Raw genomic sequence first — 13776 nt, 5'->3', positions numbered from 1 at the left:
GGCTAAGTGCGGCGGGAACTGCCGGGTAGGCGGCGGGGCATGCGTTCGAAGAAGCGTTGGACCTGGTTGCGGGTGAGGTTGGTCCAGGCTTGGACGGGGGCGGACCACCAGGGGGCGATTTCGCGGGGCTTGGCGGTTACGGCGTGGCAGACGAGGTCGGAGGCTTCGTCGACGGTCAGGCCGGGGACGCGGCTGAAGTCGGTGGGGGCGCTCATTCGGGTGTGGACCAGCGGCATGTAGATGGAGGTGGAGGTGACGCCGTCGCCGGCTGCTTCGGCGGCGACGCTGCGCAGCCACACGTCGAAGGCGGATTTCGAGGCGCCGTAGGCGGCCCATTGCGGGGCGGGCGGCACGAGGATGGCCCAGGTGGAGATGTTGACGATGTGGCCTTGTTTGCGTTCGCGCATGTCCGGCAGCAGGGTGAGCAGCAGGCGGACCGGGCCGAGGTAGTTGATGTCGATGGTTCGGGTGAAGTCGTGGAAGCGGTCGTAGGACTTGCTGATCGGGCGGCGAATCGACTTGCCCGCGTTGTTGATCACCACGTCTAAGTGGCCGTGCTCCTCGAGCAGGTGGCGGCCGAGTTTCTCGACGGCGTCCATATCGGTGAGGTCGGTGGGATAGACGTGGGCGGTGCCGCCGTCGGCCTTGATCTCGGCGGCGACCTGGTGCAGGTCGTCGGCGGAGCGGGCGACGAGCAGCACGACGGCGCCTGCCGCGCCGAGCTTGCGTGCGCTGGCCTTGCCGATGCCGTGCGACGCGCCGGTGATCAGCACGATCTTGCCGTCCACCGCCGCATGCAGCTTGCCGTCGCGCGGGCGCGAGGTCGGATACAGCAGTCGCGCGGCCACTCGCTCGGCGATCGGGCGACCGTTGCTCTGCGCCGAAGTGTCGTTCACGGTTCCGACTCTATTAGCAGCGCGCCAATTTAGCCCGCGATCGTCGGGCGTCGTGGTCGCGGCACGACAGGGTGAGCTCCCGATCAGACCTGACCGGCGGCCTCGCGCAACAGTTGCGGCAGATCCTGCCGAGGGAGGTAGGCCGCGATGCGCAGGTCGTTGTCTGTGCGGCGGACCACGAAGTCACTGTAGAGATCGAGCGTCCGGTCACCGAGCCTCAGCCGCCAGTGCGCAGAGGTGAGCCAGCAATGTCCACCGAGCGGGACGGTCGCCTGTTCGACCAGCGCCGTACGCGGCGCCGAATCCCCTCTACCAGCGGGTGACTCGATGCCTACCCGCTCAATCGACTCAGCACACGACAGCGAATCCGCTCCATGCGCAGCCGGCCCGAACTCCACCTGCTCGACCAACCCTGCGCTCGGCGTCGAATCCCCGCTGCCAGAGGATGATTCGATGCCTACCCGCTCAATTGACTCAGCATGCGACAGCGAATCCACTCTGTGAGCGGGTGGCTCGAGGTCAACCTGCTCGACCAAGTCAGTACGCAGCGACGAATATGATTCGCGGGCAAGGGGTTCGGCGTTCGCCTGTTCGGTCGACTCGATGCGGAAGGACGAATCCATTTCATGGGCCCGGGCTTTGGCGGCAGCGACGAACTCCGCGCGGGTCACGCAGCGACTTGACGTCGGGGTGATCACCAAGACTTGTTCGTCGAAAAAGCTTGGCAGAGTATCGAAATCCGCTGCGGAAATGGTGTCGTCGTAGCGGCGGATGAAGTCCTGCACCGTGGCGGTGTCATGCGAAGAAGTGTTGTCGGCGACAGCCGAATCATGCGTAAACATGACACTTAATTATATCGCGGACAACACTTCTCACGTGGGAGGCGCGCCGGAACTAGTGGCCGGCGGTGCTCGTTTCGACGCGGGCCGGTGAGGCGAATCGCGCGATCATCGCCATCGCGATGAGCACCGTCGCACCGACCGCGGTGGCGATATGCATGCCGGAGACGAAGGATTCGCGCGCGGACTCGATCAGCGCGGTGTTGTCCCCGGCCTCTTGAATCGTCTCCCCCAGTGTCGCGGCGTAGTCGCCACCGGAGCGGAAGATCAGTGCGGCAAGGGATCCCAGCAGGGCCAGGCCGAGTGCGTTGCCGAGTTCGAAGCTGGTCTCCGAGATACCGACGGCCGAGCCGGCGCGTTCCGCGGGAACCGAGGACACCGCGACGTCCGAAACCAGCGTGAACGCAAGGCCGTAACCGATGCCGGCAACGGTGGATCCGACCAGGTACCACCACATCCCGCCGTGCACACCGACGCCGAGCAGCATGAGATTGCCTATGGCGGAAGCGGTCAGCGCGAACACGAAGGTGTTGCGCGTGCCGAACCGGCGACCGAACCGGGCCCCGCTCATCGAGCAGACGAACACGGCGACCGCCATCGGAATGCCGAACAGGGCCGCCGCGAGCGGATCACGTCCGGTGACCGATTGCAGGTAGATGCTGGTGAGGTAACTCATCGCGGCCAGCGACATCATGCCGACCAGACTGGACCCGATCGCCACCGAGAACCCGGCGCGGGCGAACAACCGCAGGTCGAGCAGCGGTTCGTCGAGCTTGCGCTGCCTGCGCACGAAGACGGTCAGGATCACCACGCCGATCAGCGAGATGAGGATCGCCTCCAGGTCGACCCCGTCGGCCGCGGCGTGCTTGATGCCGTACACCAGCGGCAGGATGCCGCCGATGGACAGCGCGACGCTCGGCAGATCCAGCGGCCCGCGCACTCCGGCGCGATGCTCGGGCAGCACGAACGGGCCGAACGCAAGCAGGATCAGCAGCACCGGGATGTTGATGAGAAAGACCGAGCCCCACCAGAACTGGTGCAGCAGCATGCCGCCGATGATCGGCCCGACCGCCGAACCGCCGGCGAAGAACGCGGTCCAGATGCCGATGGCGGCGGCCCGCTTGCGCGCGTCGGGGAACAGGGTGGAGATCAGTGCGAGGCTGGACGGCAGCAGGGTCGCGCCGCCGACGCCCATCAGGGCCCGCGCGACGATGAGTACCGCGGCGCTCGGCGCGAACGCGGCCAGGATGGAGGCGATGCCGAAGATGGTGGCCCCGACGAGCAGGATGTTGCGCCGGCCGATCCGGTCACCGAGGTTGCCCATGGTGATCAGCAGGCCCGCGATCAGGAAGCCGTAGATGTCCAGGATCCACAGCTGCTGGGCGGCCGACGGGTCGAGGTCGACGGTGAGGGTCGGCATGGCCAGGAACAGCACCGAGATGTCCATCGACACCAGCAGCACCGGCAGCAGCAACACCGCAAGGCCGAGCCAGGCACGGCGCGAGCCGACAGTGGGCGCCGCCTGGGCGGCCCGCACTGCCTCAACGTCTGTCATCCTTGGTAATCCTCTCCATCTCGCGTACGCCGTACGCACAACTGGAGTACAGTGTACGCAAGCTCCCCCGGAAGTGAAAGTGAGTCATGGGATGTCTGAGCTCAAGCTCAACCGAGCCGCCATCATCGACACCGCGATAACGCTTGCCGACGAAGAGGGTCTCGACGCGTTGTCCATGCGCCGGATCGCCGACAAGATGGGCGTCGGCGCCATGTCCCTGTACCGGCACGTCGCGAACAAGGACGAACTGCTCGCCGAGATGACCGACGAGGTGGCCCGGCGCAATCCCTACCCCTCCGCGGAGGGACAGCAGTGGACCTGGCGCGATCGGGTGCGCATCGCCGCCGAGATCGATTGGGCGCTCTACCAGCAACATCCGTGGGTCCTGCTCACCTTCGCCACGCCGCGCTACAGCTTCGGTCCGATGAGTCTGGCTTGCCTGGCCTGGATGGTCGAGGGATTTTCCGAACTCAATGTATCGACCAGGGAAGCCACGACCATGGCGTTCACCGTGTGGAACCACATCTCCGGCGCGACCCTGCCGCACATCAGCGCCGCGCTGATGGCCCGCAAGGGAATGAACCCGGAGGGCGACAACGGGCTGCGCACGATGCTGAAAGGAAGATCACAATTCCCGGTGCCCGCCGCGCTCGCGGACCTCGAGGGCAGCGGGATCAATGACCTATCCCAGGAAGATCTGCTCTATGCCGGTCTGGCCGCGCTGTGCGACGGCTTCGAGGCCAAGGCGCGGCTGCGGGCCGCCGACTTGACCTGAACCTAGCTTCATGTTGCACGGTGGTTGGCGACCATCACGAACAGGAGCCACCGTGCACGCGATCCGACTTCATGACTTCGGCCCGGCCGACAATCTGCGCTACGAGACCGTTCCCGATCCGAGTCCGGGGGCGGGTCAGGTGCGAATTGCCGTGGCGGCGGCCGGGGTTCATCTGATCGATACGGCGTTGCGCAAGGGGTTGCCTGGACCGTATCCGGTTCCGGAGCTGCCCACCGTGCCCGGCCGCGAGGTCGCCGGGACTGTCGATGCGGTTGGCGCAGAGGTCGATCCGGGGTGGGCCGGCAAGCAGGTGGTTGCGCATCTGGGCATGGCGCCCGGTGGTTATGCCGAACTCGCGGTCGCGGAAGTGGCTCGGCTGCATGAGATTCCGGACGGTCTCGGGCCCACCGAAGCGGTGGCGATGATCGGTACCGGGCGGACGACCATAGGTATTCTGCAATTCACCGAGCTCGGTCCGGACAGCATCGCGATCGTGACGGCCGCCGCGGGTGGAATCGGTACGCTGCTGGTGCAATTCGCGAGGAACGCCGGGGCGACGGTGATCGGCCTTGCCGGTGGACCCGCGAAAGTCGAACTGGTGCAACGCAATGGCGCCGATCTTGCCGTCGACTACTTGCTGCCCGATTGGCCGGAACAGGTCCGAGGGTTCCTCGGGGATCGGCGGGCGACAGTACTTTTCGATTCCGTAGGCGCGGAGACAGCACGTGCCGCCATCGATCTGCTGGGTAAGGGTGGGCAGCACCTGGTGTTCGGCGCGTCCGGGCAGAGTCCGAAAGATGCGACAGCACTGACGCTTTCCGCGGAGGAACTGGCTGCTCGCGGCATCACCTCCGAGTTCGTGCTCGGACCGCCGATGATCCAGCGTGCCGGTGGGGACATTCGAGTGCTCGAGGATCGGGCCCTGGCGGAAGCGGCGGCCGGGCGGTTGCGGCCCGCGGTGCAGGAGTTCCCGCTGGCCGAGGCCGCCGCGGCGCACCACGCCTTGGAGACGCGAGCGACCGTCGGCAAGGTTGTGCTGATTCCTTGAAAACCGATTGAGGGGTCTCGTGTTTCCTCCTTAGGCTCCACGTCCATGGGAGGAAATAGGGGGCTGCTCAATGTCGTCGATGTCGAGGCGACCTGCTGGGAAGGTAAGACACCGCCCGGTGCGGTGCGCGAGATCATCGAAATCGGTTTGACCGTGGTGGATTTGGAGTCGGGTGAGCGAGGCGGGAAGCATCGGATTCTGGTGCGGCCCGCGCGGTCCACCGTAGGCGAGTTCTGCACGGAGCTGACCGGGCTGACTCAGGACGAAGTCGATACCGGTGTGTCGTTTGCCGAGGCCTGCCGGATGCTGGCCACCGAGCACCAGTCCGGTAGTCGGCCGTGGGCCAGCTGGGGTGACTACGACCGCAAACAATTCCTGAGCCAATGCCAGGCGACCGGCACCGAATACCCGTTCGGGCACCGGCACACGAACGCAAAACTGGTGTTCAGTGAGGCGTACGAGCTGAAACGCCGACAGGGGATGGCCGGCGCGCTGCATATAGCTGGACTGCCGCTCGAAGGGCGGCACCACCGCGGCGAGGACGACGCGTGGAACATCGCCGCGCTGGTCCTCGAAATCGCTCGGCGGGGAGCGTGGCGGGTGACAAGTACGGATTGAGCCGTCCGCTCGCGCTGAGTGATTGATCGCGGACGGCAACGGCGGAGCAGGCCGCCCGCGATCATCGGATCTCAGTCCGTCTCGCCCTTCACCACCGCGTATGCGAACCCGTCCCAGCCCTTGCTGCCGACGGTCTGCACGACGGTCGCGTCCAGGGTCGGCTCGGCGGCGAACAGTTCGACGACGGCACGGCTGGCGCGGATGGTCTCGTCGTCGGAGACCGAGTCGGCGAGGCCGCCCTTGCGGACGACGTTGTCGACGATGATCACCGAACCCGGCCGGGTCAGCTTCAGCGCCCACTGGACGTAGTTCGAGTTGTTGACCTTGTCGGCGTCGATGAACACCAGGTCGAACGGTTCCTGACCTTCATCGGCCAGCACCGGGAGGCTGTCCAGCGCCGCACCGACCCGGATGTCGACCCGCTCGCCCACCCCCGCGTTGTCGAGGTTCTTCCGCGCGACCTCGGCATGCTCCGCCTTGAACTCGAGCGTGACCACCTGCCCCTTCTCCCCCACCGCGCGCGCCAGCCAGATCGTGCTGTACCCACCGAGAGTGCCGATCTCCAGCACCCGCCGCGCCCGAGCCGTCACCGCGAGCAGATACAGAAACTTCCCCTGCGGCGGCGACACATCGATCGCAGGCAATCGCGCGGCCGCATTCGCCGTCAGCGCCGCCGCGGTATCGGCATCCCGCACCAGAGTGTCCACGATGTAGCTGTCTACATCGCCCCATTCGGTAGTCGTCATACCTCGCAGTCTGCCACCGAAACCGCCCCTCTCGCCGGGATCTCCACCCGCCCATGACCAACGCGACACTCGGGCCGCCGACCGCCGAAGTTCCGCACCCGAACTCGGGATCCGCACTCGCTATACGGCCCTATTCCGAGTGCGGATCCCGAGTTCGGGTGCGGCCCCTCAGAGACAGTGCGGCCCTTGAGAGACGGTGCGAACCGCCAGCGAAGGTGCGGGGTCCCGAGCGGGGGCGGATTCGCGGGAGGCGGGCGGCGGCTGCGGTCAGTGGGGGTCGCGGGCAGGGAGGGGCCAGGTGTCGATCTGGTCCAGGACTGTGTGGTTGGTGCCGGCCAAGGCCGAACGGAGCTTGGCGATATAGCGTTCGGCGTAGCACTCGTTGTTGTGCGGGACGTACCCGTCGTGCAGACGGTGGGCTTCCTTCAGCCAGCCGCTGGCTTGGCGTTGAACCTCGGCGGTGGTTACCGAAGGGTCGGCGGCGAAGAGGCTGCCGCCGCGTTCAGGGCCGCTGACCATGGCGGAGCCGAGGTGTTGCAGGCAACGCGCGGTACCGAGGCGGTCGTCCAAGGCGCGGTAGCCGGTCAGCGCCTGCTGCCAACTGCGCAATGCGCGGCGGAACTCACCGCGCGCCCACCACATGATGCCCATGGTCTCCTGGATGTGCGCGCGGCCATCGGGGTCGCGGCCGCCGCGGGTCAGTGATTCGGCCAGTTCGAGCCGGTCCCGGGCGGCGTCCAGTCTGCCTTGATGGATATGCACGACGGCCAGGTTGATCAGCGCACAGACCTCGCCTGCCACGTCTTCACGGGGCAGCAACCACCAGGACGCCTCCAACCGGGCCGACGCTGCGGCAAAGTCGACCGGCGGGCGCTGATGGCCGGGCGGCACGATGAGCAGGCGCAGCGCCGCATCATGTTCCCACCGTGCGGCAAGACTGGTGGACAGGTTGCGGGGGCGGTACCGCCTCGGCTTCTCGTGCAGGTCACCCGCGCGCATTCGGGCCAGATCCCCGTGCAGCACAATCTCTTTCATCCCGTGCACGGAACACAGTTCGGCGGCCCGCGCGGCCTGGCTCGCCCCGTCGCCGGTTCGGGCATACCATCCGTCCAGCGCGTCCCCGATTCGCACCAGTTCCGCCACCGCGGTCGCCGGTATGTCCTCGCCGAGCGACACGCAGGCGGTAACGAGCGCACTCAGGTTCGCCTCCTGGGCCTCGAACCAGCGTCGCGCCCCCGCGGCGAAACGCACCGAATCCAGCGCGAATGCCCACTGAGTTGTCAGGTCGGCGTAATGGTGGACCAGCGCCGTCACCGCCATCGGCCACCGTGCCTGTGCGATCACCTGGGCACGTTCGGGGTGCGCGGGCACCTCGAGCACTCGATAACGTTGTGCACCAACGATTTCCACTCTAGGTGGCGTGTGCCGCAGGAGGTTGTTAAGCAGCACCGAGGCAGCCGATGGCGGCTCACGCTGCCCACCCTGCTCAACCGGCCGATGAGCCGGTGCGTCGAGCGCGGCGGTCAACACGGCAAGCAAAGCGGCCGTTTCGAATTCACGCATGCGCAAATCCCGCACTACCGCGATCACCTCATCGGTCCAGTCCGGATCAGTGTGCGGTAGATCCGATTCCGGGGTTGAATCCGGAGCCGGGTTCGGGTCCACCCCGGTAACCCGCGGCCCCGGCTCGACCAGATCCGCGATCAGCGCGAGTTCGTTTGCCGTGCGGATCCGTTCGCGGTACCGCTGAACGAACCGGTACCCCACATAGACCGCTGCCGCGGCGACGACGAGCACCGACAACCACCTCAACGTCCCCGCCGCCACCTTGACCGCCGGGCTCTCTCCGAGTGAATTCAGCACCAGATTGCGCGCCAACTCGAACAACAGCGCGTAGGCCACCACCGACGCGGTACCCAGAAACCCCTGCCAGATAGACGATCTCGGCGTGCCAGGCTCGACCTGCGATGCCTCCTCCCGATGCGCAGGCACCCCGGGATGACTCATCGCAAGCACTCGCTGCTGCGCGCGAACATCCCCGGCAGCGCCACCGAGTGACATGCCGACCGCGCGGTCACAGAGTCCACTACCGCCGAAGCAGCTTGCCGCGCCATGTCTTCCAGATCACCGAAACGACTCGTCGACAACCACCCGTTACTCAGCACAAACACCTCCAGCATCGGCATTTCCGGCAAGGGCGCGGGCTACCGGCCGCGGCACGGGCCGGCCGTACGATCGCACAGCGCGCCGAGACCGAGACACGTTGCCGCGCTGAATCTTCGGGAGTGCTCATCGCAGCGCTCCGCCGGTGAGGCCGGGTACCAGCCAACGACGCCAGGTAGCCAGTAGCAGCGCGACGGGCAAGATCGCCGACATCAGCGCGCCGGCCGCCAATTGGGCGGAGTTCTCACCGAATTGGCGTGCTTCGCCCCAGAGCAATAGCGACCACGGGGTCGCGCCCGCGCCGCTGATCAGTAGGCCGATCACGAAATCGTTCCAGACCTGGACGAATTCGAGCACCGCCACCGCGCCGAGGGCCGGCCCTGCCGACGTCAGCACCCGCCGGGCGATGGTTCCCGGACCGGCCAAGCCGTGCAGCGCATCGGCGGCCGGGCTATCCGGCGGGGCGAGCAGGGCGCCGCGCAGGACCAGGATGGCGACCGGCAGGCCGGCCGCCGCGTGCAGCACGATCAACGGAATTCGGGTGCCGGAGAGGCCGTAGCTATCGATGAACGCGTTCACCGGACCGAGGTAGCTCTGCACCGGCAGCACTGAGAGCACCACCAGGAAGACCACCGCGAGGCCGGCGGCGGGACGGTTCGGGCGCAGTGCCGCAAGGCGATACGCGACCGGAACCGCCGCGGCCACCACGACGAGCGTGGCCAGCGCCGCCACCCAGGCCGTCGTCTCCAGCGACCGCAGTAGGGCGGGGTCGCGCCACATGCGCGTGAGCGCACCTGAGCCCCATCCGTTCCGGTCCTGCAACATGGTCAGGATCAGCGCGACTATCGGGAACAATGCCACCCCCGACACCGCAAGCATCCCGAGGACCCGCAGCGGCTTCGGCCGCTGCCACGCCGTCGACCCCGGCTTGTCCGTCGGCGCGGACCAGCTGGTCTGCTGCTTACCCACATCGTGTTGCAGCAGCCAGCCCAAGAATCCGACCAGCACGGCGAGCGGAAATCCGTAGGCCGCCGCGACCCCCGGGTCGACATCGGAGTCGACGGCCAACCGCCACCAGTGCACGGTCGCGCTGTCGACCTGGTACTGCATCGAACCCGGCACCCCGATGAGCACCACATCGAACACCCTGGCCGCCGCGACGCCGACGGCGAGACCGACAATAAGCACCACCGGGCGCAGTAGTACGTAGAGCCGCACCGGCAACGACTTCCCCTCGCGATGCAGCACATCGACGCGCGCCGGATCGTTCTCGATAGCGCGGATTCCAGCGCGGAACAGCCCGGTGACGAAGCCGAGCCAGGTCCACAGGAATGCGCAACCCAGCATCATCGCGAACCAGAAACGGTATGCCCCAACGCTTTCGATCCCGAGCCGGGCACCGAGGTACTGGAAGATCAGGCGGAAGGCGACGCCGGACACCACCGCGGAAATCCCGAACGGCACGATCAACGGCAGCCACAGCCACCGCGAATCCCTTCCCCACCAAGCGATCCCCATCGCCACCACCAGGAGCACCACCCCGAACAGCACCCACACCAGCGTGCGCAGGTATGCCCAGCTCCCGTCCCGTCCCAGGGCGGGGCCGAGCAGCCACAGCCCCGCGACAACCGGAACGCACGGGATCGGCCACACTCCCGCGACCACAGGCCAGCCCGGAAGCTGCCACGGCCCCAGGCGAATTGCCGGATGCGACCGGTGCCGTACGAGCAGGGTCAAGCCGACCGCTCCGAATGCGACCAGCAGGCAGGACCCGACCACCAGCGGCCGCGCCCGCACGGCGAGCACCACGGTCCACACCACCGGTACCGCGATCAGCGACACCGTCAGCACGGTCGCGGGCAGTCCGGCTGCCCAGCCGACCCATCGTCGCGGATGGCTCCCTGCGACCAGCGGCCCGCGCATTCGCCGGGTAACCAACTCCAATGCCAGCCCATGCGACTGATATTCGGGCGGACCGGTCCTCGCCGCTTCCCCGCTCGATCCCGTCATCGCCGCCCCCGATCCACCGCGTCGAGCGCGGCGATCGCGCGATCGGTCGCCTCGTCGAGCCGTTCGGTCTGCCCGTCCCCGACCGCGGTCAGGAAGTCGGTCAGGATGCGCCACAACCCGTTTCGGCCGCCGACCGCGCCGATCCGATCGGACAGGTCGAAGGCGGTGCGGGTGCGGAGGGTGCGGGCAGCGGGTTCGAGGAACGGCGAATATTGGGCGTCTGTCCGGAGATTCGGGGCGATGAAGCCGCCGTAGTCCTTGATCCAGGGCAGCGGCGCGGCCGGATCGGCGAGCGCCTTGACCAGGTCCATGGCGCGATCGGACGCGGACTCGGTCACCACCATCACGTCGCCGCCGACGATCCGTGGCGGGTCCTGCCCGGCCGCGACGGCGGGGAAGGCGGCGACGCCGACCACGTCTTCGGCGCGCCGTCCGGACCGGCGTACGGCGGCCCGGACGATCGGTTCGGCGAAGTCCGGCGTCACCACCATGACCGCGCGCCGATGCTCGAAAACCTCGCGGACCGCGTCCGGGAATTGGCGGGTCAAGGCGGCGGCGATACCGCCGGGAAAGGCGTGCCGGTGTCCCCACAGCGAACCGAGGTGGCCGAACGCGGCCCGCACGGCGGGGCTCTCCCAGGTGCGATCGTTGCGCGCGACGGCCACCTCGTCGTAGATCCGCGGCGATTCGGCGAGCAGCGCGTTCTCGAACACGTCGGTGAGTACCCAGCCGTCGGCAGCACCGAGGGCGAGCAGCCGGACGGGGGTCTCGGCGAGCACTTCCATGCGGTCCAGCCAGTCGGCGAGGGTCCAGCCGGCCGGGTCGCCGAGGCCGTATTTGTCCACGAGGCGGCGGTCGTACCAGACCATCGATTTGTCCGCCGCCTTGAACGGCACGCCGTACGGTTTCCCGTTGTACTGCAACAACTGTCGCCAGACATCCGGATAGCGGGCGCCGAGTTCATCCGACCACAGCGTGTCGGCAACCGGCCGCAGTTTGCGTTGTTCGGCGAGCGGGCGCACCCGGCCCGCCTGCGGCAGCATCACGATGTCCGGCGCGGACCGGCCGCCCGCGGTGAACGCGGTCTCGATCTCGTCGCCGAGCGGGACGACGTCGACCTCATGGTGGTAGTCGAGGCGGGCGAGGACCGCGCGGAACGCCGCGAGTTCGGACCCGCTCCACGACACCCCGATGCGGACCGCACCGGGGTTGCCCAGCAGGAGATTCGGGGCGCAGGCGGCTGCCAGCGGCGCGATCAGCGCCACTTGCAGTAGTTCCCGCCTGGTTCGCATAACCCCCCGGTGCCGCCTGTGTCTTGCGTGCGCCTACTTCGAGAAGTTCTCCGGCGGCTGCCACGGCCGACCGTGCGGGTCGTCGGGGCGGTACTGCTGAGGTTGCTGCTGCGGCGGTTGCTGTTGCGGCAACTGCTGCGGTTGCGACTGCTGCGGGGGCAACTCCTCCTGCGGCGGCATCACCGGCTGATGCGGCGACGACTGACGCGGAGCGGCCGGCGGCGGGTTCATCAGGCCGTCCACCGAGGTCCGGGCGGTCTCCTCGGCGGCACGGACCGCCTTGGCGATGGCCGGGTCCGGCGCGGTGTCGAACCAGTCCGCGACGTCCTCGGAGTCGTCCTCCACCTTGATCGATTCGCCGTCGGCGGCGGGCGGTTCATAACGGAAGATGCCGTCCTCGCCCTTGCTGCCGAAGCTGGTGGCGAAGCCCTCGAGCGCCTTGCCGAAGTCGCTCGGCACCAGCCACACCTTGTTGGCGTCGCCGCGCGCGACCATCGGCAGCGTCTGCATGTATTGGTAGGCAAGCAGTTCCGGAGTGGGCTTGCCGTTCTTGATTGCGGCGAAGACCTTTTCGATGGCCTTGGCCTGACCCTGCGCCTGCAGGTAGGAGGCGGCCCGTTCACCCTGCGCGCGCAGGATGCGGCTCTGCCGTTCGCCTTCGGCCTCCAGGATCGCCGACTGCTTGGCGCCCTCGGCGGAGAGCACCTGCGCCTGCTTGGAACCCTCGGCCATCTTGATCTGCGATTCGCGGGTGCCCTCGGCGGTGAGGATCATCGCGCGCTTCTCGCGGTCGGCCTTCATCTGCTTTTCCATCGACTCCTGGATGGACGCGGGCGGGTCGATGCTCTTCAGCTCGACCCGCGCCACCCGCAGGCCCCAGCGTCCGGTCGCCTCGTCCAGCACGCCGCGCAGCTGGCCGTTGATCTGGTCGCGGGAGGTCAGCGTCTGCTCCAGCGTCATGCCGCCGACCACGTTGCGCAGCGTGGTGACGGTGAGCTGCTCGACCGCGGCGATGTAGTTGCTGATCTCGTACACCGCGGCCTGCGGGCTGGTGACCTGGAAATACACCACGGTGTCGATGTGCAGGGTGAGGTTGTCCTCGGTGATCACCGGCTGCGGCGGGAACGACACCACCCGCTCGCGCAGATCGACCTTGGCGCGAATGCGATCGGCGAACGGCACCAGGAACGTCAGCTGACCGGACACCGTGCGCGAATACCGGCCGAGCCGCTCGATCACCGCCGCCTCGGCCTGCGGCACCAGCGCGATCGACTTGAACACCACCACCACAATCAACAACACGAGTACGGCGGCAACGATCAGTACAGCCATTACGGCCCCTTCCAGACGACGGCGGTCGCGCCTTCGATCCTCATGACATACACCTTCGTACCCGGTTCATAAACCTCGGACTCGTCCATCGGCCGCGCGGTCCAGACCTCACCGCCCAGCTTCACCTGGCCGCTGTGCGCGGCCACCTCCTCCAGCACCGTCGCCGATTTGCCTTGCAACGCATCCACGTTCGTCGGCGTCGGCGGCGGCGTGCCGAAGCGGCGGCGCAGCAGCGGGCGCACGCCGAGGAACAGCAGCAGCGTGAGCACGCCGAACACGATGGCATCCACCACCAGCGTGGTGTCCGCGACAGCGCTGACCCCCGCGGTGCCCAGCGCGGCGACACCGAGCATGAGCAGCGTCAGGTCCCCGGTGAGCATTTCCGCCGCCGCGAGCAGAATCCCCGCGACCAGCCAAACTATTGCGGCCACGAAAACCACTCTAGTGCGCTTTCGCGCCACGCCGGTGCTCTTGCCGCAGCTACGTGTCGCAAAAGTTGTCA

The 13776-nt window shown here is 67.6% G+C and carries 12 protein-coding genes; 3 read left to right on the top strand and 9 right to left on the bottom strand.

Annotation, left to right across the window (positions count from 1 at the left end; translation table 11 throughout):
* Positions 1–2: 2 nt before the first annotated feature.
* The 3 genes from F3087_RS24875 to F3087_RS24865 all read right to left on the bottom strand — a co-directional run bounded on the left by F3087_RS24875 (position 3) and on the right by F3087_RS24865 (position 3290).
* Entirely contained in the window at positions 3–896 is an 894-nt protein-coding gene (locus F3087_RS24875) for an SDR family NAD(P)-dependent oxidoreductase (RefSeq protein WP_223885313.1), read from the bottom strand.
* Positions 897–979: 83 nt separating this feature from the next.
* Positions 980–1738, bottom strand: a complete 759-nt coding sequence (locus F3087_RS24870; RefSeq protein WP_150404450.1) for a hypothetical protein — start codon at positions 1736–1738, stop codon at positions 980–982.
* A 52-nt stretch (positions 1739–1790) separates the two neighbouring features.
* Positions 1791–3290, bottom strand: coding sequence for an MFS transporter (locus F3087_RS24865; protein WP_150404449.1), 1500 nt, complete (start codon positions 3288–3290; stop codon positions 1791–1793).
* A 91-nt stretch (positions 3291–3381) separates the two neighbouring features.
* On the opposite strand from F3087_RS24865, the gene F3087_RS24860 reads away from it, so the two are divergent.
* From F3087_RS24860 to F3087_RS24850, 3 genes are read left to right on the top strand one after another with little or no spacing between them, the layout of a single operon-like run.
* Complete coding sequence (locus F3087_RS24860; RefSeq protein ID WP_150404448.1) at positions 3382–4065, top strand: TetR/AcrR family transcriptional regulator; 684 nt, start codon at positions 3382–3384, stop codon at positions 4063–4065.
* A 52-nt stretch (positions 4066–4117) separates the two neighbouring features.
* Positions 4118–5113, top strand: a complete 996-nt coding sequence (locus F3087_RS24855) for a zinc-binding dehydrogenase (protein ID WP_150404447.1) — start codon at positions 4118–4120, stop codon at positions 5111–5113.
* A gap of 45 nt (positions 5114–5158) precedes the next feature.
* Entirely contained in the window at positions 5159–5731 is a 573-nt protein-coding gene (locus F3087_RS24850; protein WP_150404446.1) for a 3'-5' exonuclease, read from the top strand.
* A 71-nt stretch (positions 5732–5802) separates the two neighbouring features.
* Here the strand turns inward: F3087_RS24850 and F3087_RS24845 are convergent, their stop codons facing one another.
* From F3087_RS24845 to F3087_RS24820, 6 genes are all read right to left on the bottom strand, one after another.
* Positions 5803–6477, bottom strand: coding sequence for an O-methyltransferase (locus F3087_RS24845; RefSeq protein WP_150404445.1), 675 nt, complete (start codon positions 6475–6477; stop codon positions 5803–5805).
* Positions 6478–6744: 267 nt separating this feature from the next.
* Complete coding sequence (locus F3087_RS24840) at positions 6745–8484, bottom strand: tetratricopeptide repeat protein (protein WP_150404444.1); 1740 nt, start codon at positions 8482–8484, stop codon at positions 6745–6747.
* Positions 8485–8766: 282 nt separating this feature from the next.
* Entirely contained in the window at positions 8767–10650 is a 1884-nt protein-coding gene (locus F3087_RS24835; protein WP_150404443.1) for a hypothetical protein, read from the bottom strand.
* Entirely contained in the window at positions 10647–11942 is a 1296-nt protein-coding gene (locus tag F3087_RS24830) for an ABC transporter substrate-binding protein (RefSeq protein WP_223885312.1), read from the bottom strand. The genes F3087_RS24835 and F3087_RS24830 overlap by 4 nt, the downstream gene beginning before the upstream one ends.
* Before the next feature lie 33 nt (positions 11943–11975).
* Positions 11976–13274: an SPFH domain-containing protein gene (locus F3087_RS24825; protein WP_150404442.1), complete on the bottom strand. Its 1299-nt coding sequence runs from the start codon at positions 13272–13274 to the stop codon at positions 11976–11978.
* Positions 13274–13705 carry an NfeD family protein gene (locus F3087_RS24820; RefSeq protein WP_150404441.1) on the bottom strand — a complete coding sequence of 144 codons (432 nt, stop codon included), beginning with the start codon at positions 13703–13705 and terminating at the stop codon, positions 13274–13276. The genes F3087_RS24825 and F3087_RS24820 overlap by 1 nt, the downstream gene beginning before the upstream one ends.
* Between the last annotated feature and the right edge of the window lie 71 nt (positions 13706–13776).

The organism is Nocardia colli, assembly GCF_008704205.1.
Taxonomy (GTDB): domain Bacteria; phylum Actinomycetota; class Actinomycetes; order Mycobacteriales; family Mycobacteriaceae; genus Nocardia; species Nocardia colli.
Note: the sequence above shows the minus strand (reverse complement) of the source record. Positions and strands in the feature narration are given on the sequence as shown.